The organism is Denitratisoma sp. agr-D3 (assembly GCF_054658675.1).
This window is the reverse complement of the sequence record NZ_BAAGIA010000001.1, coordinates 905,536-923,282: the sequence shown is the minus strand read 5'-3', so window position 1 is coordinate 923,282 and position 17,747 is coordinate 905,536. Positions and strand designations below refer to the sequence as shown.

The 17,747-nt window shown below is 61.7% G+C and carries 17 protein-coding genes; 13 read left to right on the top strand and 4 right to left on the bottom strand.

Annotation, left to right across the window (positions count from 1 at the left end; all coding sequences use genetic code 11):
- Nucleotides 1–6: 6 nt before the first annotated feature.
- The 4 genes from ACYQ2U_RS04385 to ACYQ2U_RS04370 all read left to right on the top strand — a co-directional run bounded on the left by ACYQ2U_RS04385 (nucleotide 7) and on the right by ACYQ2U_RS04370 (nucleotide 2,266).
- Nucleotides 7–615: a septation protein A gene (locus tag ACYQ2U_RS04385; protein WP_459949109.1), complete on the top strand. Its 609-nt coding sequence runs from the start codon at nucleotides 7–9 to the stop codon at nucleotides 613–615.
- The gene (locus ACYQ2U_RS04380) at nucleotides 615–917 is read left to right on the top strand and encodes a YciI family protein (protein WP_459949108.1); all 303 of its coding nucleotides are present in this window, start codon (nucleotides 615–617) and stop codon (nucleotides 915–917) included. The genes ACYQ2U_RS04385 and ACYQ2U_RS04380 overlap by 1 nt, the downstream gene beginning before the upstream one ends.
- A 120-nt stretch (nucleotides 918–1,037) precedes the next feature.
- Nucleotides 1,038–1,841: a foldase protein PrsA gene (locus ACYQ2U_RS04375; RefSeq protein WP_459949107.1), complete on the top strand. Its 804-nt coding sequence runs from the start codon at nucleotides 1,038–1,040 to the stop codon at nucleotides 1,839–1,841.
- 206 nt (nucleotides 1,842–2,047) lie between these two features.
- Nucleotides 2,048–2,266, top strand: coding sequence for a hypothetical protein (locus ACYQ2U_RS04370; RefSeq protein WP_459949106.1), 219 nt, complete (start codon nucleotides 2,048–2,050; stop codon nucleotides 2,264–2,266).
- A gap of 135 nt (nucleotides 2,267–2,401) precedes the next feature.
- Here ACYQ2U_RS04370 and bamC read toward each other — a convergent pair whose 3' ends face one another.
- Both bamC and ACYQ2U_RS04360 read right to left on the bottom strand, forming a co-directional pair.
- Entirely contained in the window at nucleotides 2,402–3,535 is a 1,134-nt protein-coding gene (gene bamC / locus ACYQ2U_RS04365) for an outer membrane protein assembly factor BamC (protein WP_459949105.1), read from the bottom strand.
- 110 nt (nucleotides 3,536–3,645) lie between these two features.
- Complete coding sequence (locus ACYQ2U_RS04360) at nucleotides 3,646–4,569, bottom strand: histone deacetylase family protein (protein ID WP_459949104.1); 924 nt, start codon at nucleotides 4,567–4,569, stop codon at nucleotides 3,646–3,648.
- A gap of 237 nt (nucleotides 4,570–4,806) precedes the next feature.
- Here ACYQ2U_RS04360 and mltB point away from each other — a divergent pair, with 237 nt between their 5' ends.
- From mltB to ACYQ2U_RS04315, 9 genes are all read left to right on the top strand, one after another.
- Entirely contained in the window at nucleotides 4,807–5,871 is a 1,065-nt protein-coding gene (gene mltB, locus ACYQ2U_RS04355; RefSeq protein WP_459949103.1) for a lytic murein transglycosylase B, read from the top strand.
- A gap of 40 nt (nucleotides 5,872–5,911) precedes the next feature.
- Nucleotides 5,912–7,327, top strand: coding sequence for an aminotransferase-like domain-containing protein (locus ACYQ2U_RS04350; RefSeq protein WP_459949102.1), 1,416 nt, complete (start codon nucleotides 5,912–5,914; stop codon nucleotides 7,325–7,327).
- 711 nt (nucleotides 7,328–8,038) lie between these two features.
- On the top strand, nucleotides 8,039–8,845 hold the full coding sequence (locus tag ACYQ2U_RS04345) for a DUF3800 domain-containing protein (RefSeq protein WP_459949101.1): 807 nt from the start codon (nucleotides 8,039–8,041) through the stop codon (nucleotides 8,843–8,845).
- Nucleotides 8,846–9,104: 259 nt separating this feature from the next.
- Complete coding sequence (locus ACYQ2U_RS04340; RefSeq protein ID WP_459949100.1) at nucleotides 9,105–10,598, top strand: hypothetical protein; 1,494 nt, start codon at nucleotides 9,105–9,107, stop codon at nucleotides 10,596–10,598.
- Between the two features lie 237 nt (nucleotides 10,599–10,835).
- Nucleotides 10,836–12,248 (top strand): cytochrome c oxidase accessory protein CcoG, encoded by a 1,413-nt coding sequence (ccoG, locus tag ACYQ2U_RS04335; protein WP_459949099.1) that lies wholly within the window; start codon nucleotides 10,836–10,838, stop codon nucleotides 12,246–12,248.
- Between the two features lie 19 nt (nucleotides 12,249–12,267).
- Nucleotides 12,268–13,929 (top strand): nitrite/sulfite reductase, encoded by a 1,662-nt coding sequence (locus ACYQ2U_RS04330; protein ID WP_459949098.1) that lies wholly within the window; start codon nucleotides 12,268–12,270, stop codon nucleotides 13,927–13,929.
- Complete coding sequence (locus ACYQ2U_RS04325) at nucleotides 13,926–14,378, top strand: DUF934 domain-containing protein (protein WP_459949097.1); 453 nt, start codon at nucleotides 13,926–13,928, stop codon at nucleotides 14,376–14,378. The genes ACYQ2U_RS04330 and ACYQ2U_RS04325 overlap by 4 nt, the downstream gene beginning before the upstream one ends.
- An 82-nt stretch (nucleotides 14,379–14,460) precedes the next feature.
- Nucleotides 14,461–15,399 carry a DMT family transporter gene (locus ACYQ2U_RS04320; RefSeq protein ID WP_459949096.1) on the top strand — a complete coding sequence of 313 codons (939 nt, stop codon included), beginning with the start codon at nucleotides 14,461–14,463 and terminating at the stop codon, nucleotides 15,397–15,399.
- A gap of 22 nt (nucleotides 15,400–15,421) precedes the next feature.
- Nucleotides 15,422–16,699 (top strand): MFS transporter, encoded by a 1,278-nt coding sequence (locus tag ACYQ2U_RS04315; RefSeq protein WP_459949095.1) that lies wholly within the window; start codon nucleotides 15,422–15,424, stop codon nucleotides 16,697–16,699.
- A 7-nt stretch (nucleotides 16,700–16,706) separates the two neighbouring features.
- Here ACYQ2U_RS04315 and ACYQ2U_RS04310 read toward each other — a convergent pair whose 3' ends face one another.
- Complete coding sequence (locus tag ACYQ2U_RS04310) at nucleotides 16,707–17,042, bottom strand: ribbon-helix-helix domain-containing protein (protein ID WP_459949094.1); 336 nt, start codon at nucleotides 17,040–17,042, stop codon at nucleotides 16,707–16,709.
- Nucleotides 17,043–17,110: 68 nt separating this feature from the next.
- Entirely contained in the window at nucleotides 17,111–17,692 is a 582-nt protein-coding gene (locus ACYQ2U_RS04305; RefSeq protein ID WP_459949093.1) for a DJ-1/PfpI family protein, read from the bottom strand.
- Between the last annotated feature and the right edge of the window lie 55 nt (nucleotides 17,693–17,747).

Genomic DNA, 17,747 nt, shown 5'->3' with positions numbered 1-17,747 from the left:
AGCCCCATGAAACTGCTGTTCGACCTGTTCCCGGTCATCCTGTTTTTCGCCACCTACAAGTTCGCCGGTCACGGCCATGGCAACGGCGAGGCCAGTTGCCTGGCTGCAGCCCAGTCCGCCCTGCCCCTGACCCAGGAACCCATCCTGCTCGCCACCGTGGTCGCCATCCTGGCCACCTTCGCCCAGGTAGGCTGGCTGCTGTTCCGCCGCAAGAAAGTGGATGCCATGCTCTGGGTCAGCCTCGCCATCATCGTCTTTTTCGGCGGCGCGACCCTTTACTTCCGCAATCCGACCTTCATCCAGTGGAAACCGACCGTGCTCTACTGGACCTTCGGCACCGTGCTGCTGTTCGCCGCCACGGTGTTGAAAAAGAACCTGATGCGCAACCTGATGGACGCCCAAATCACCCTACCCGAAGCGGTCTGGCCCCGGCTCAATGCCGCCTGGGCCGCCTTCCTGTTCGTCATGGGCGGCGCCAACCTGGTCGCCATGCGCCTGCTGTCCTGCGACGGCTGGGTCAGCTTCAAGCTCTACGGCCTCACCGGCCTGATGTTTGTGTTTGTCATCGGCCAAGCCCTGTTGCTGGCCAAATACATGGAAGAGGAAAAAACCTGATGCTTTACGCAATACTCGGCGAAGACGTCCCCAACAGCCTGGAAAACCGCCTGGCCGCCCGCCCCGCCCACCTGGCCCGGCTGGAGCAACTGCAAAGCGACGGCCGCCTGATTCTGGCCGGTCCCTGCCCCGCCATCGACAGCGCCACACCGGGCAGCGCCGGTTTCACCGGCAGCGTTGTCGTCGCCGAATTCGAATCCCTTGAAGCCGCCAAGGCCTGGGCGGACGCCGACCCCTACGTGGCTGCCGGGGTTTACGGCAGCGTTCAGGTAAAGCCCTTTTTGCGGGTTTTTCCCCGCTAGATCACGCTTTTGCCCAAAATGGCTGGTGTATGATCCTCTAGCCATGCGCCTTCGCGCGCAACACGACCGCACCACAACCCGTTTTCAGACCGCAACGCAAAAGACTAGGAAATAAATCCCATGAACCGCCCCTTGCGCCATACCTCCCTGATTGCCGCCCTGTTGATTCTGGCCAGCACCCCCGCCTTGGCCGCCAAGGCCGCCGACACCACCGGCGCCATCGCCACCGTGAACGGCAAGCCCATCTCCAAGGCCAAGGCCGATCTGCTGATCAACGCCCAGCAAGCTCAAGGCCGTCCCGACTCCGACGACCTGCGCCGCGCCGTCAAGGAACGCCTGGTCATGCTGGAAGTGGTGGCCCAGGAGGCCCAGAAAAAGGGCCTCGACAAGAAGCCCGAAGTCCAGGCCCAGGCCGAACTGGCCCGCCAGGACGTGCTGATCAACGCCTACCTGGCCGACTACGTGCGCAGCCACCCCGTCAGCGCCGACGCAGTCAAGCGCGCCTATGACGCCGAAACCGCCTCCCTGGGCGACAAGGAATACAAGGCCCGCCATATCCTGGTGGAAAAGGAAGAGGAAGCCAAGGACATCATCGCCCGCCTCAAGAAGGGTGACAAATTCGAAGACCTGGCCAAGCAATCCAAGGATCCCGGCTCCCGGGACAAGGGCGGCGACCTGGACTGGTCCGTTCCCGCCAACTACGTGAAGCCCTTTGCCGACGCCCTGACCAAGCTGCAAAAGGGCAAGTTCACCGAAACCCCGGTGAAGACCAATTTCGGCTGGCACGTGATCCTGCTGGAAGACAGCCGTACCTTTAACCCCCCGGCGCTGAAGGAAGTGGAAGGCCAGATCACCCAGGGCCTGCAACGGCAAATGGTTGACCAGCACGTTCAGGATCTGCTGAAAAAGGCCAAGATCGACTGATTACGCCCAACGGCGCAACGCCGAATACCACGGAGGGGAGCATGGGCTCCCCTTTTTTACGTTCTTTTTCAAATTTCCTTCTTATCCCCCCACGTACACAACGCCGGGCACGCGCTATAATTTTTGACTAGTTGGTGTCCAATACCGGCTACCCGATGTGATCGGGATTCACGTGTTTGTCTTTATCGATAAAGGGAATCTATCAAATGAACAAGTCTCTCCTCGTTGCTGCCCTGGTTGCTCTGGCCGTTACCGCTTGTGGCAAGAAAGAAGAAGCTCCCGCTCCTGCCCCCGCTCCCGCTCCCGCCGCTGAAGCCCCCAAGCCCGCTGAAGCCGCTGCTCCCGCTGCTGCTCCCGCTGACGCTGCTGCCAAGCCCGCTGAAGCTGCTGCCGCTCCCGCCGCTGCTCCCGCTGACAAGAAGTAATCAGCGCAAGCTAGCTGCAAAAAAGCCCAGCCGATTGGCTGGGCTTTTTCTTTTCTGTTCGCCGGTCAGCATACGCGATGACCAGCGAGCCTCCCACAGCAGCGCCCCACTGGGACGCCGCCGCAGGCGCAGCAATCACTTCAATTGCTCAAGCAGCAAGCCGAGGATCTTGCGGGAAGTGTCGGAAGTATCCGCGCCGCCTTCCCGGGTCAGGACCTGAACCTTGGACAGATTGCCGCTGGTCTGCACCAGGATGCGATAGCGCGGATTGTTATCCACCGGCGCGCTCCCCTTCCAGAACATCAGCTTGGACATGAAGCCCTTGTCGTCCTTCTTGCCGTCGGCCTCGGGGTCCACGTAGCGGACGTAATAAATGCCCTGGGAGCGGTCCCGGTCTTCCACGGTGAAACCGACCCGATCCAGGGCCAGGCCGATACGACGCCAGGCGCGATCGAAAGGCTCCTGCAATTCCAGGGCACCGCTGCCGTCGGCGGAACGGCCCACCAACTTGGCCCGATCCACGGTGGGCGCCGCGGCCAACATGGCGGAAGTGCGGGACTCCTCGACCCCCAGGCGGACCATCAGGCGCCGCAGCATCTCGGCTTCCAGATCAGGGTCGGCGGGACGAGGCTGCCAACGGGTCTCGTTGCTGCGCTCGCTGGTATAGATTTCGTACATGCCGCGATGGCTGATGTACACCTCGGTCGTGCCCGCCTCGGCGCCCGGCTCCAGGCGGGTGCGGAACTTGTCCCGTTCGGCGGTGGAATACAGGTCGTCGAAAATCTTGCCCAGGGTGCCGCGAATGATGTCGTTGGGCAGCTTGGCGCGGTTTTCCGCCCAATCGGTTTCCATCACGCCGGCCTCGGGACGCTCGACGTTCACGATGAAGCCCGTGTCCTGCCAGAACTCCTTGATGCTGGACCAGAGCTTGTCCGGCGGCACCGGCACCACCAGCCAACGCTGCGTGCCGGAACGCTCGATGCGCAGCTTGTCCGCAACAGGCAGCACGTCCTGGGCCGTCGTGGTGCGGCTCTTGCCGGCCCGCTCGGCGGAATAAACGGAGAAACTGGCGCCGCCCTTGCCGGAACCGCTATCGGGTACGGTGAAGCGCTCGTCACGGCTGGGGGCCGTCAAATCGGGAGGAAGTTCCAAGGGTGGCAGCTTGCCAGCGGACTTGTAGTCGATCTTTTTCGACTCGAGCAGCGAACTGCTGCAACCGGCCAGACCAGCCGCCAGCAACAGGGGTAAGACTAAAGCCTTGGACTTCATGCACACTCGCCTAGGAAAGTTGAAAACACCACCGCCCCCAAGCACGGGAACGGCTTAAACCGCAGGATTCTACCGGAAAGCCCCCACGCGGGCCGCCTGGCAAAGAGGCTTTACAAATCGGCCAGGGCGCGGATGTGGGAGGTCACGCTACGGGCCAGGGCGGAGAGGGAATAACCGCCCTCCAGCACCGATACCACCCGACCTTGGGCGGTTTCCTCGGCGAGGAAACGTAATTGCTCGGTAACCCAGGCGTAGTCCGACTCCACCAACCCGAGGGAACCCATGTCGTCCTCGTAGTGGGCATCGAACCCCGCCGAAATAAAGACCATCTCCGGCTTGAACTCGCGCATGCGGGGCAGGATGATGTCGCTCACCACCTGACGGAAACCGTCGCCCCGGGTGCCGGCAGTGAGGGGAACGTTGCACATGTTGGCTGCCACGTTCTCGGTACCGCAGTAGGGGTAGAAAGGATGTTGGAAAGTACCAGCCATCAGCACCTTTTCGTCACCGGCGAAAATCTGCTCGGTGCCATTGCCGTGGTGCACGTCGAAATCCATGATCGCCACCCGGGACAAACCCCAGGCGCCGATGGCGTGACGGGCGGCCACCGCCACGTTGTTGAAAAAACAGAAGCCCATCGCCTTGCCGCTTTCGGCATGGTGGCCGGGGGGACGCACGGCGCAAAACGCCGACTTGCACTCGCCCTTCATCACCAAATCCACCGCCAGCACACCCGCGCCCGCGGCGCGGTAGGCTGCCTTGAGCGTGCCGGGACACATGGCGGTATCGGGGTCTACGTGGAAGATGCCTGTTTCGGGCACCGAGGCATTGAGGAAATCGATGTGTTGCTGGGGATGAACCCGCAGCAATTGTTCGGCTTCCGCATTGGGCGCGTCATGGAATTGCAGGTAGATATCCAGGCCGGCAGCGATCAGCCGATCATTGATGGCACCCAGTCGCTCGGGACACTCGGGGTGGTGTGAACCCATGTCGTGGGCCCAGCAGTCTCGATGGGTAATGAATGCGGTAGTCATGGTACGGCCTTGCTCACACACAATGGGACGCAGGCCTTCACTATATCCCACTTCCCTAATCGACGCCGCGACAGGTCCGCTGCATGCCATCGACCGGCATCGCCCGATCGCGAGGATGCCCAGCCAAGAAGCGGAAATCCGCGGCATTTGCCCTCATCGGCCCATCGTCGACTGCGGTAGAGTCAGCCCTATCCATCAATGCAATGATGCAGCGCCGCATAACAACATTCACCACCGATGAAACTCCTACCTTTTCTCTTTGCCTGCCCCGCCCTGTTGCTCACTGCCACCGACGCCGACGCCACTCCCCACAAGAAGACGGCGCCCGTCGCCAAGCACAAGGCCACCGAAAAGAAAAAGGACATCGCCCCGGTTCGACACTACGAAGCCCTGCCGGAAGTTCGCGCCTTCGTGGACAGCCTGGTACAGCGCCACGGCTTCGACCGCGACGCCTTGCTCAAGCTGTTCGCCCAAGCCCGTTTCCAACCGGGCGTGATCAAGGCCATCCTGCCCCCCAGCAGCCCGCGCCAACGTTCCTGGCAAGCCTACCGCGCCCGCTTCACCGACCCGCTGCGTATTCGCGCCGGCCTGCGTTTCTGGGACGAACACGCCGACAGCCTGCAACGGGCCGAGGCCCAATACGGCGTGCCGGCGGAAATCATCGCCGCCATCATCGGCGTCGAAACCATCTACGGTCGCAACACCGGCAGCTACGAAACCTTCTCCGCCCTCACCACCCTCGCCTTCGACTATCCGCCCCGGGCCGACCTGTTCAAGCGCGAACTGGAAGCCCTGCTGCTGCTGGCCCGGGATGAAAACCGCTCGCCCCTGTCCTACCAAGGCTCCTACGCCGGCGCCCTGGGCCTGCCCCAGTTCCTCCCCAGCAGCCTGCGCAACTGGGCCGTGGACTTCGACGGCAACCACCACATCGACCTGACCGACCCGGTGGACGCCATCGGCAGCGTCGGCCATTTCCTCGCCGAGCATGGCTGGGAACCGGGCGCCCCCATTGTCGTTCCGGCCCAAGTCGAACCCGGCCCCGGCATCGACACCCTGCTGGCCGAAGGCATCGTGCCCCGCCGCCTGCCGGCCGACCTGCGCAGTTTCGGCGTCATCATGGGCAACGTGCCCCAACGCCCCGCCGCCCTGATTGATCTTGCCACCCCCGACGACGCCACCGAATACCGCCTGGGCTACCGCAATTTCTACGTCATCACCCGCTACAACCGCAGCAGCTTCTACGCCAGCGCGGTGATCGACCTGGCGGAAGCGTTGAAGGCGGCGCGGAGTGAGCGATACTGATTCGCCCCCTTTCAGCCGCACCAAGCTGCGATAGCCGCCCGTGTCCGCCAAACCCGCGAACCTTTACCAATCCCTCGCCGACCGCATTGCCGCCACCATTAGCGCCGGCACCCTGCGCCCCGGCGAGCGGCTGGCCTCGGTGCGGCAAGCCTGTTCCAGCCACAACGTCAGCCCGGCCACGGTGTTGCAGGCCTATGCGCTGCTGGAAGCCCAGGGACTGATCGAAGCACGGCCCCGCTCCGGCTACTACGTACGGGCCCGCATCGGCAGCCGATTGGCGGAACCGGACATCAGCCGCCCCTTGGGCTCCTCTACCGCACTGGAAGTCAGCGATTTCATTTTTGAAATTCTCGAATCGGTACGAGACCCGGACGTGGTGCCCCTGGGCTCCAGCTTTCCCAGCCCCTACCTGTTCCCCCTCGACAAGCTGGCCCGGCATCTGGCTGCCAGCGCCCGCCACCTGGACCCGCGCAGCACCGTCACCGACCTGCCGCCGGGCAATGAAGAACTGCGCCGTCAGATCGCCCTGCGCTACTTGGCCGCCGGAGCAGATGTGCAGCCGGCGGAAATCGTCATCACCTCCGGCGCCATGGAAGCCCTGAATCTCTGCATCGAGGCGGTGACCCAACCCGGCGATCTGGTGGCCATTGAATCCCCCTGCTTCTACGGTGTGTTGCAGGCCATCGAACGACGCGGCCTGAAGGTGGTGGAAATCCCCACCCACCCCCGGGACGGCATCGACCTCAACGCCCTGGCCGACGCCCTGCGTCACCACCCCATCAAGGCCTGTCTGGCCATGCTCAACTTCCAGAATCCCCTCGGCAGTTGCGTGCCCGACGAACACCGCTGCCAACTGGTGGCCCTGCTGGCCAAGTATGGCGTGCCCCTGATCGAGGACGACGTTTATAGCGAGCTGTACTTCGGCAACGAGCGCCCCCTGCCCAGCAAGAGCCTGGATAATCGGGGCGACGTGCTCCACATCTCGTCCTTTGCCAAATGCCTGGCGCCGGGCTACCGCGTGGGCTGGGTGGCGGCGGGCCGCTATGCGGAAAAGGTGCGACGCCTGAAGATGTCCACCAGCATCGCCACCAACATTCCCGCCCAGGCCGCCCTGGCCGATTACCTCAAGCACGGCGGCTTCGAAAACCACCTGCGCCACCTACGGGCCAAACTCGCCAGCCAGGAAGCCGCCATGGTGGACCACATCGAACGCACCTTCCCCGAAGGCACGCGCCTGGCTCGCCCCAAGGGCGGTTATTTCCTCTGGCTGGAAGTGCCAGGGCTGGACGCCCTCGTCCTCCACCGCCGAGCGCTGGAACGCGGCATCAGCATTGCACCGGGGCCGATTTTTTCGGCCAAACGGGAATTCCGTAACGCCATCCGTCTTAACTGCGGACATCCTTGGTCATCACGAATTGAGGAAGCGATGGGAATGCTGGCGTGTTTGATGAGTTGAAATGAAACAACGGGTCATCGCCTACTAACGGCCAGAAGCTGTCCTTCGAGCTTGGACCCAAAATCGGCCACTCGTAGCCACAACTTTGAATTGGAAGTTACCCACTGGCGTCCGGTATTATTGGGGTTGTTATACTGAAAGCATAAATACCAAGTGCCTGAAAGTCATGGACAAAAACTGCCGAATCCCGCGTCATCGATATCAATTGTTATACGGACCTCAGAGTCCGTGTAAACACTGTTAGAACACATGGCCCGCGCCACTTACCCACTCAAGGTCTTCGCGTACTCCGGTAGAGAGAACGGTCTCATGGTTGTGGGGTCCCGTGAGGCTCTTGCAGAACTTGCGTCCAAGCTGCAAGACGCAGCACAGCATTTGCCCCCTGCCTCCGCAGACCAATGGCCGCCAGAGATCCTTTCCTACGAGCCCAAGGTTGGTCCATTCAAGAACCAGAATGACTGGCTTCTGTCATTTCATATTGAAGGCGCTGTGCCGGCCGAGTCCAGGGTACCGTTAGCGGTCAGCCCAAAAATGCCGCAGCCGATTGTAATAAGCACCGTTGTCCTAGCCCTCGTAGGGCTCTGGGCAATCATTCAAACTGTCCTCCCAAATGTGTTCTAACCCTACGGTCAAGGCGCGGCCTCTGGCCGCTGGGACGCTCCGCCTAGGGGCGGCGCGCCCCTTACCTCCACGTTAGGAGTCTCAATCTCCATGTACCTCTTGTATTGCGACGAGACAAACCTAGAAGAACGGGGCGGTGATTTCTTTACATATGGCGGGATAGCTATCCCTGGGGAAGTCGCTCAAGCTTTGTCCCAAGAGATAGACGAGATTCGTGCGAAATTTGGAGTCCCCCGAGACTTTCGTCTCAAGTTCAATCCCGGCCCTAAGCATCTTAGCCATGATGAATTCATCGCTCTAAAGCAATCAATCATCGAGGCGGTAGCGCGTCAAAATGCTACGTTGTTCATTTCGTTGATCTTGCACGATGTTGCCACAAGCCCCGCAGACGCTAGGCAAAATGAAATCAATCGAGTCTGTTATCACTTCGACTGTTTTCTGAACCGCAAAAAGTCTCCCGGCTTGGTGCTTATCGATCGGTTCGACGACAAGGCAATTGATGCCCATCTCGCCGAAAAATTCTCTGTCGGGATCACCGGGCTACCGTACACAAAAGAGATGCGTCTTTCCAACATTGTCGGGTTTCATTACTCGGCAATCGGACAATCCAACTTTGCGAGTGTCGTGGACATCCTTCTGGGATCAATCAGATTCTCAATGAACGGGTTTACGCGGAATGATCCTAAGGCGCGGGATACGGCAAAGAAGGTCATTCCACTTCTTTCCCCGATGCTCTTTCGTGAAGAGGGCCGAACTACGGTATCGGAACTTGGAATCTTCTTTAGCCCAAAGGTTATTAAGTCCGACAAGTTCCGCGCCATCTACCAGGGGATGAAGGACTTTTTTGCGGAGTGTGGGGTCGTGGTTGAGCAAACAATCACGGGAGCACATGCCTAGACTCCTAACACTACGTTCGAGAGGGACGCTCCACCTATCGGCGGCGCGCTCCTCAACTTCACGTTGGGTTTCTTAGTCCTATCCATTTCCGATGCCAATAAACTCTAAGTCACTACTTCTGTCTGAAGAAGCCTGGGGAGTTCCGTCAGAGTTTTATTCATGCTGGAACGCACGGGGCCTCTACAACCCGCTTCAATTTGTACTTCGCCTTCGACCGGATATTCACCGAGCTCTAAGCAGTGCACCCGCAGGACTCATCATGCGGAATGAACTGTCAGAAGAACAATTCTTCGCGTTCTCGACTTACCTGCACGAAAACATTCATTGGTGGCAGCACATTGGATCAACAACGGGATTTCTCCTAAGTCTTATCTATCCAGCACAGTCTCATTTGAACCACAAGTATCTGATGGCAATTCTTTCCGACCTGGGGCCGGTGAAGTCCATTCGCGATTACAACCTCTTGAATGCGAAGCCCCATGACCAAGAAAGTGAACTTGACCGAAACATAAACGTTGCTCTAAACAATTGGCACGACATTGAGTTCTATCGTTGGCTCGTAATTGATCCAAAGAACATCAAAGAAAAGATCCATGACCCCTACTTTGAATGTGTAGGCCACTCCTACGATGTCGCTATCGCAGCGGTACTTTGGCTTCTTTCCTCAACTGTCGATCCTGACCTTGAAATTTTTCCAGACCCCAGGGCCTGGGAGCCAAGATCGCGGCAATTGCGAGATGCCAAAGCTCCCGGTTTCTATTATCGCTCCCCTATACTCCTTCCCCCGATTGGTGCAAAGGAGATATTTGAGGGGCAAGCGCGGTTTAGCCAGTTGCAGTATTTGTATCTCTCTTCTGGTCGAAAAATTAGCTGGGATGACTTTGATAAAGCAGGGATGTTTACTGAAGTGTACGTAGAGGCGTTTCAATACTTCCTAGGTGTCACCGGGCTGGAACTCCCATCAGAACTCGATGATCCTGTAGTTGGTTTATTCTTGATCGTCTGCGACATTTCCATCAACCCAGCCGAGTGTTTTATCGAAGACCTTATCGATTTTGAGCGGCTGGTCGTGGTCCACGATCCAGGATTGAGATTTATTCAACTGTGTTTGGCGATCAAGGACGATATAAACTCGTTTCGTTCGTGCATCACGAATTATTCAGCAACGGAGTATTGGAAGGTTTCTGATCTTCTGTGTTCTGCAACTGGCTTTACCAGCCCTCGCACTCTTTTTCAAACCGTGGCTTCGTGGCCAAGTAGGCTTAAAAGCATTGAGAAGCTTCTCGATGAAGACAAGACGTTTAGTTTTTCGCTGGGCAACCTACCAGTGCGAGTGTTCTTGGCTCGGTTCATCCGCTTTCAAATAGACAAGCTGGCAACGCCGGAATTCTTCTGTTGGCCAGGCACTTGGATGACTACAGCCAAGGAAGGCGGCATTACCCCTGAGAAAGCGCTCTCCCTATTTGAGGAGCATCGAGCACTCTTCTTAGACAAGGAGGATGGAGATGTATATCCAAGAACGTTTATTGATCGTGACGAAATTGCGGTGCAAGAGACATTTGACACCTTCTATTCCTGGGTGGCGATTTATGAACTTACCCGTCAATGGTTAGTCGGAACTGGCGATTTCGACTACGACTTTTCTTGGCTTACGAGCAAATATTCGCAGAGCGAAATGGAACAGTGGGCATCAAGCCGATTTAAGGACGCATTCGGCATTTCCACAACAGAGTTCAAAGTTGTATCCGGCTAACAGAAACCCAACCCATCATTCCACCGGACCTACGCAAAAAGCCGCGCGCAGACCGCTCACTTCTACGTTCCTGAATGTCCCGTTTCGCCCGCTTTGGGTCGATTGCTGCCTCTCACCCAAGGTCAAATGGTCTCAGCATTAGCCCATCTGTTACGGTCAAATATCAAACCAACTGAATCTGTACCCATAACAACGTAATCGCTGTAATGGCGGCCATTCTCATCCCGGAGGCCTGCCATGAGCACCATCCATCCGCTGCATTTCCATCCCCTCGGCGACATTCAAGGCGGCAAAATCCAGCCCCGGCGCACCACGGGGCGCTACAACAGCCTGCGCTGGTTGATGGTGGCGCTGACCCAGGCGGTTTTCTACGGTCTTTGCTGGTTGCCCTGGGATGGCCGTCAGGCGGTGTTGTTCAACCTGGAAGAACGCAAGTTCTATCTCTTCGACCTGGTGCTATGGCCCCAGGACGTGCTCAACCTGGCCCTGCTGCTCATCATTGCCGCCGCCGCGCTGTTTGCCGTCACTGCCGTGGCGGGGCGACTGTTCTGCGGCTTCGTCTGCCCGCAAACGGTCTATACGGCCCTCTTCATGGGCATCGAGTCCCGCATTGAAGGCGACCGGGCGGCGCGGCTCAAACTCGATGCTTCGCCCTGGACGGGCGAAAAGCTCCTGCGCCGGGGTGGCAAGCACTTGGCCTGGCTGTCTCTGGCGGCCTGGACCGGTGTGACCTTCGTCGGTTACTTCACGCCCATCCGCGAACTGTTGCCCAGCCTGGGCCAATTGCAAAGTGGCCCCTGGGAAGCCTTCTGGGTGCTGTTCTACGGCGCCTTCACCTACATGCAGGCCGGCTTTCTGCGGGAGAAGGTATGCCAGCACATGTGCCCCTATTCCCGCTTCCAAGGCGTGATGTTCGACCCGCAAACCCTCAACGTGGGTTACGACGTGCTACGGGGCGAACCCCGGGGCGCCCGGCGCGAGGACGGGAGCGCCAATTCCGCCAACAGCGCTGCAACACCCCAGCGCAAAGGCGATTGCGTGGACTGCACCCTCTGCGTTCAGGTCTGCCCCACGGGCATCGACATTCGCCAGGGCCTGCAATACGCCTGCATCAGTTGCGGCCTGTGTATCGACGCCTGCAACAAGGTGATGGACAAGATCGGCCTGGCCCGGGGCCTGATCCGCTTCGACAGCCTGCAACGATTGGAGCAAGGTATCGCCGTGCCCTTCCGCTTCTGGCGGCCCCGGGTGATTGCCTACACGGTGCTGATCTCGGCCATGGCCGTGGCCCTGGTGGTCGGGCTGGCCCAGCGCATTCCCCTGCGGGTGGACGTGCTGCGGGAACGCAACGCCCTGGCCCGGGAAGTGGACGACGGTTGGGTGGAAAACATCTACACGGTGAAGCTGGCCAACATGGCCGAAATGCCGCGCCTCTTCAAGCTGGCGGTGTCCGGCCTGCCCGATGCCCACATCGAGGGCCCCGACGAAATCGCCAGCGGCCCCGGCGAACTGACGCCGGTGGTGCTCACCGTGCGAGCCCATCCCGAACTGGAAGGCCGCCATGCCCGCCCCCTGACCCTGGACGTGACCGCCCTGGACGCGCCGGATCAGGTGCACGTGCGGGAAACCACGCCCTTCCTGCTGCCCTGATCTTTACCAGGAAAACCCCATGTACCTCTACGACGAACAGGACCAGCAACTGGTGGAGCAGCGCGTCGCCCAGTTTCGCGGCCAGATGCAACGCCACCTGGCGGGCAAGCTGGCGGAGGACGACTTCCGCCCCCTGCGCCTGCAAAACGGCCTCTACGTACAGCGCCACGCGCCCATGCTGCGGGTGGCCATTCCCTACGGCATGGTGTCCTCCCGCCAGTTGCGCGTGTTGGCCCGCATCGCCCGGGAATACGACCGGGGCTACGGCCACTTCACCACCCGCCAGAACGTTCAGTTCAACTGGCCGCGCTTGGAAGACGCGCCGGAAATCCTGGCCCAGTTGGCCCAGGTGCAGATGCACGCCATCCAGACCTCGGGCAACTGCATTCGCAACGTGACCACCGACGCCCTGGCTGGCGTGGCCCCGGACGAAACCGTGGACCCTCGCCCCTACTGCGAACTGCTGCGCCAGTGGTCCACCCTCAACCCGGAATTCGCCTACCTGCCGCGCAAGTTCAAGATCGCCGTCAGCGGCGCCACCGGCGACCGGGCCGCCACGGCCTTTCACGACATCGGCGCGCGGGCGCTGCGTAACGAGGCGGGGGAGATCGGCTTCTGCATGCTGGTGGGTGGCGGCATGGGCCGCACCCCCATGGTGGGCCAAGTGGTCCGCGACTTCCTGCCCCGGGCCGAGCTGTTCAACTACTGCGAGGCCATCCTGCGGGTGTACAACCAGTACGGCCGCCGCGACAACAAGTACAAGGCCCGCATCAAGATTCTGCTGAAGGAACTGGGGCTGGATCAGTTCCGTCGCGAAGTGGAAGCCGAATGGCAGCACCTGCGGGGCGGCTCCGGCACCATTGCCCCCGAGGCCTTTGCCCGCATTGAGGTCCGTTTCAGCCAACCGGTTTACGACCCTGCCGAAGCCGCCTTTGCGGACCCCGTACTGCCTGACGAACCAGCCTTCCGCCAGTGGCTGACCCAGAACGTGCAAGCGCATCGGGTGCCGGGTTACGCCATCGTTACCTTGTCCCTCAAGGCCCCCGACTCGCCGCCGGGGGACCTGACCGCCGACCAGATGGACGGCGTGGCCCAACTGGCGGAACGCTACAGCCAGGGCGAAGTGCGGGCCAGCCACGAACAGAACCTGGTGCTCGCCGACGTGCCGCGCCGCCGTCTGTACGATCTGTGGCAGGAAGCAACCGCCCTCAAGCTCGCCACCGCCAACGCCGGGCTGCTGACGGACATGATCTGCTGCCCCGGCGGCGACTTCTGCTCCCTGGCCAATGCCCGCTCCCTGCCGGTGGCGGAAGCCATCGTCCAGCGCTTTGCCAACGCCGACGAGTTGCGGGACATCGGCCCCCTGCGCCTCAACGTGTCCGGCTGCGTCAATGCCTGCGGTCACCATCACGTGGGCCACATCGGCATTCTCGGCGTGGACAAGAACGGCGAGGAACGCTTCCAGGTCAGCCTGGGGGGACATGACGGCAGCGGCAACGGAAAGAACACCCTGGGCCGCATCGTCGGCCCCTCCTTCGCCGCCACGGAAATGCCCCGGGTGATCGCCCAACTGACCGACACCTATCGCCGCCAACGGCAGGCGGGAGAAACCTTCATCGACACCTGCCAGCGCACCGGCATCGAACCCTTCCGCCAGGACCTTTACGGAGACGCGCCATGACCGGGCATTTGCTCTACAGCAACGGACAACTGAGCCAGAACGACTGGCAGCTGGTCACCGACGAGGCGGCCCTTGGCACGGATGCTCCCGCACCCGGTACAAAGCTGATTCTCTCCCTCCCACGCTGGCTGGCCCTGGATCAGCCGCAGCATGGGGTCTGGCTGGGCAATCATGAAAGCGTGGACCCACTACGGAAGGTCCTACCCGCCATTTCCTTGATCGCCCTGAACTTCCCCGTGTTCACCGATGGTCGCGCCTACAGCCAAGCCCGCCTGCTGCGTCAACGCCTCGGCTACCGTGGAGAGTTGCGTGCCGTCGGCGACGTGCTGCGAGACCAGGTCGCCTACATGGCCCGCTGCGGTTTTGATGCCTTCGCCCTGCGCAATGATCAGGAACCACAGGAATGCCAGTCCGCTTTAGCTGAAATTTCCATTAGCTATCAAGAATAAGGCACACTGATGCTTCCCGCCGCGGCCGGCCAGTATTCCGCGACGGCACAACCTATAAAAAACGATCAGAGAGAGCATCGCCATGTCCACCACCGTCGCCCCGGCCGCCCCGGGCCTGCTCAACGACCGCCTGCGCGGCACCCTTGCCGCCTGCGTGGTGGTGCTCTGTTGGTCCGGCTTCAACATCGTTTCCCGTTTCGGCAGCAAGGGCATCTTCACGCCCTTCGATCTGGCCGCCATGCGCTTCGGCGTTTCCGGCGCGATTGCCCTGCCCTTCTTCGTGCGCTGGGTTCCCTGGCGGCAATGGCCGCGCTACTTGGCCATCGCCCTGCTGGGCGGGGTCGGTTACGGCGTGCTGGTCTATTCCGGTTTCGCCTTTGCCCCCACGGCCCACGCCGGCGTCTTCGTCAACGGCGGCATTCCCTTCTGGACCATCGTCCTCGTCACCGCCCTGTCCGGCTGGCACATCCAGCGCCCGGTGCTGATTGCCCTCTGTCTGTCCCTGGCAGGACTGGTGCTGATCAGCTACGACAGCCTGGTGAGCAGCCATGCCGAGGCGTTTTGGATCGGCGACCTGCTGTTCCTCACTGCTGCCCTGTCCTGGGCGGTGTTCGGCCTGCTGATGCGGCGTTGGCAGTTGCGTCCCCACTTCGCCATTTTCGGCCTGGCCAGTTTTTCCAGCGTGCTCTACCTGCCCGTCTACCTGCTCTGGCTGCCCAAGACCATCGCCGCCGCACCGGCCTTCGACATCGGCCTGCAATGCGTCTACCAGGGCATCATCGCCGCCCTGCTGGCGGGCGTCATGTACAGCTACGCCAACCAGAAGATCGGCGCCACCTCCGCATCGATGATGCTGGCCCTGGTGCCGGGCGTCTCCGCCGCCGCCGCCGCGCCCATCCTGGGCGAGGCGCTCAATGCCACCATCGTCGCCGGCATTGTGCTGGTGTCCCTCGGCGCCATCCTCGGCGCCCTGCCGCCCCAGCGGGTGCAAAGTCTGCTGGATCGCCTGGCGGGACGCTAAGGCAGCACAGAGACCGCACACAATGAAAGCCCTCGCCCGCCGACTCGACGGCCGCGTCCATTACGCCTGGATCGCCGTGGCGATGGCTTTCCTGATCATGCTGGTCAGCGCCGGCACCCGGGGCACGCCCAGCGTCATGATCCTGCCCCTGGAGCAGGCCTTCGGCTGGGGCCGGGCCGAGATTTCCCTGGCCCTGTCCATCAATCTCGCCCTGTTCGGCCTGATGGGCCCCTTCGCCGCCGCGGCCATGGAGCGCTACGGCCTGCGCCGCACGGTCCTCAGCGCCCTGGCCGTGCTGGCCGCCGCCATCGCCCTGTCCAGCCTGATGCGGGAAATCTGGCAGCTCTGGCTGCTGTGGGGCATCGTCGTGGGCTGCGCCACGGGTGCCACCACCACCACCTTCGGCGCCATGGTGGTCAATCGCTGGTTCAAGACCCGGCGCGGACTGGCCATGGGGCTGCTCACCGCCAGCGCCGCCACCGGCCAACTGGTGTTCCTGCCCCTGCTCGCCGCCATCACCGAAAGCCAGGGCTGGCGGCCAGTGGTCCTGGTGGTTGCCGGCGCCACCTTGCTGGTGTTGCCCCTGGCCTATTTCCTCTTGCCGGAACGACCAGCCGCCCTCGGCCTGCGCCTCTACGGCGAAGCCGACGACGCCCCGCTGGTCACCGCGGAAGCCCACCGCAACCCCATCGCCCTGGCCCTCGGCGCCCTGCAACGGGCCGTGCGGGTGCGGGACTTCTGGTTGCTGTTCTTCAGTTTTTTCATCTGCGGCGCCAGCACCAACGGCTACATCGGCACCCATTTCATCGCCATGTGCGGCGACTACGGCCTCGGCCCGGTGCAGGGCGCCGGCATCCTGGCCGCCATGGGCGCCCTCGACCTGATCGGCACCACCGCCTCGGGCTGGCTCTCGGACCGCTACGACAATCGCGCCCTGCTCTGCTGGTACTACGGCCTGCGCGGCCTGGCCCTGATCTACCTGCCCAGCGCCTTCGGCCTGAGCTATTTCGGCCTGCCCATATTCGCCGTGTTCTACGGCCTGGACTGGATCGCCACCGTGCCACCGACCCTGCGCCTGACCAGCGACACCTTCGGCGCCCGGGACGCGCCCATCGTTTTCGGCTGGATTTTCAGCGGCCACCAACTGGGAGCCGCCAGTGCCGCCCTGCTCGGGGGCTGGCTGCGCCAGGACCTGGGCAACTACACCCTGGCCACCCTGATCGCCGGCGGCCTCTGCCTGCTGGCGGCGGCACTGGTGCTGCGCATCCAGCGCCAAGCAGCCGCTCCGACGGCGGCCTAGGCGACCTTCAAGCGCTGGCGCTGGCCGAGGCCACGCTGGCGCCGATGCGCTCCACCAAACTCAGGCGCGGCTTGGTCTGGCCCCGCTCCAGGGTCAGATAGCGCAGGCAGGTGACCCGCAGGAAGGAAGTGAAGTTATCCACCTCGCCACGGAACTCGACGATCTCATCGTGCAGCTTGGCCACCAACTGATTGGTGGTCATGCCCTCGCCAGCCGCCAGCTCGGCCAGGATGTCCCAATACAGGTTTTCCAGGCGGATCTTGCTCACCGCGCCGTGGATGCGCAGGGAACGGGAACGGGACTCGTAGAGAATGGGATCGGCCTTGACGTAGATTTCACACATGGGATGGCCCTCCAAACAAGGGGGAATCGCCCCGACCACGGGGCGCCCCGGACAAGCGACAAAGCTTATTACAGTTCGATGCGGGTGCCCAACAATTGCAGGAACTTGGCCAACCAGGCGGGGTGGGCGGGCCAGGCCGGGGCCGTGACCAGGTTGCCGTCCACATGGGCCTGATCGACGGGAATTTCCACGTACTTGCCGCCGGCCAGTTTCACCTCGGGACCGCAGGCCGGATAGGCGCTGCATTGGCGGCCATCCACCACGCCGGCCGCCGCCAGCAGTTGCGGGCCGTGGCAGACGGCGGCGATGGGTTTCTTGGCCTCGGCAAAATGCTTCACCACGGCAATCACCTCCGGGTTGAGGCGCAGGTATTCCGGAGCGCGACCGCCAGGAATCAGCAAGGCGTCGTAGTCGGCGGCCTTGACGGCGGCGAACTCGGCGTTGAGGGTGAAGTTGTGGCCGGGCTTTTCGCTATAGGTCTGGTCGCCCTCGAAGTCATGGATGGCGGTGCGCACCTGCTCGCCGGCCTTCTTGCCTGGACACACGGCATGCACCGTGTGGCCCACCATCAGCAGGGCCTGGAAGGGCACCATGGTTTCGTAGTCTTCGGCGTAGTCGCCCACCAACATCAGGATTTTCTTGGCAGCCATGATTCGTCTCCTCGGTTTATGGATATCGCCCCGGCATGGGGTGACGGCATTCTGG

Excerpts from the sequence above, each read along its gene's own strand:
- ACYQ2U_RS04385 (WP_459949109.1), top strand. The coding sequence starts at position 7 with ATGAAACTGCTGTTCGACCTGTTCCCGGTCATCCTGTTTTTCGCCACC.
- ACYQ2U_RS04380 (WP_459949108.1), top strand. The coding sequence starts at position 615 with ATGCTTTACGCAATACTCGGCGAAGACGTCCCCAACAGCCTGGAAAAC.
- ACYQ2U_RS04375 (WP_459949107.1), top strand. The coding sequence starts at position 1,038 with ATGAACCGCCCCTTGCGCCATACCTCCCTGATTGCCGCCCTGTTGATT.
- ACYQ2U_RS04370 (WP_459949106.1), top strand. The coding sequence starts at position 2,048 with ATGAACAAGTCTCTCCTCGTTGCTGCCCTGGTTGCTCTGGCCGTTACC.
- bamC (WP_459949105.1), bottom strand. The coding sequence starts at position 3,535 with ATGAAGTCCAAGGCTTTAGTCTTACCCCTGTTGCTGGCGGCTGGTCTG.
- ACYQ2U_RS04360 (WP_459949104.1), bottom strand. The coding sequence starts at position 4,569 with ATGACTACCGCATTCATTACCCATCGAGACTGCTGGGCCCACGACATG.
- mltB (WP_459949103.1), top strand. The coding sequence starts at position 4,807 with ATGAAACTCCTACCTTTTCTCTTTGCCTGCCCCGCCCTGTTGCTCACT.
- ACYQ2U_RS04345 (WP_459949101.1), top strand. The coding sequence starts at position 8,039 with ATGTACCTCTTGTATTGCGACGAGACAAACCTAGAAGAACGGGGCGGT.
- ACYQ2U_RS04340 (WP_459949100.1), top strand. The coding sequence starts at position 9,105 with ATGCGGAATGAACTGTCAGAAGAACAATTCTTCGCGTTCTCGACTTAC.
- ccoG (WP_459949099.1), top strand. The coding sequence starts at position 10,836 with ATGAGCACCATCCATCCGCTGCATTTCCATCCCCTCGGCGACATTCAA.
- ACYQ2U_RS04330 (WP_459949098.1), top strand. The coding sequence starts at position 12,268 with ATGTACCTCTACGACGAACAGGACCAGCAACTGGTGGAGCAGCGCGTC.
- ACYQ2U_RS04325 (WP_459949097.1), top strand. The coding sequence starts at position 13,926 with ATGACCGGGCATTTGCTCTACAGCAACGGACAACTGAGCCAGAACGAC.
- ACYQ2U_RS04320 (WP_459949096.1), top strand. The coding sequence starts at position 14,461 with ATGTCCACCACCGTCGCCCCGGCCGCCCCGGGCCTGCTCAACGACCGC.
- ACYQ2U_RS04315 (WP_459949095.1), top strand. The coding sequence starts at position 15,422 with ATGAAAGCCCTCGCCCGCCGACTCGACGGCCGCGTCCATTACGCCTGG.
- ACYQ2U_RS04310 (WP_459949094.1), bottom strand. The coding sequence starts at position 17,042 with ATGTGTGAAATCTACGTCAAGGCCGATCCCATTCTCTACGAGTCCCGT.
- ACYQ2U_RS04305 (WP_459949093.1), bottom strand. The coding sequence starts at position 17,692 with ATGGCTGCCAAGAAAATCCTGATGTTGGTGGGCGACTACGCCGAAGAC.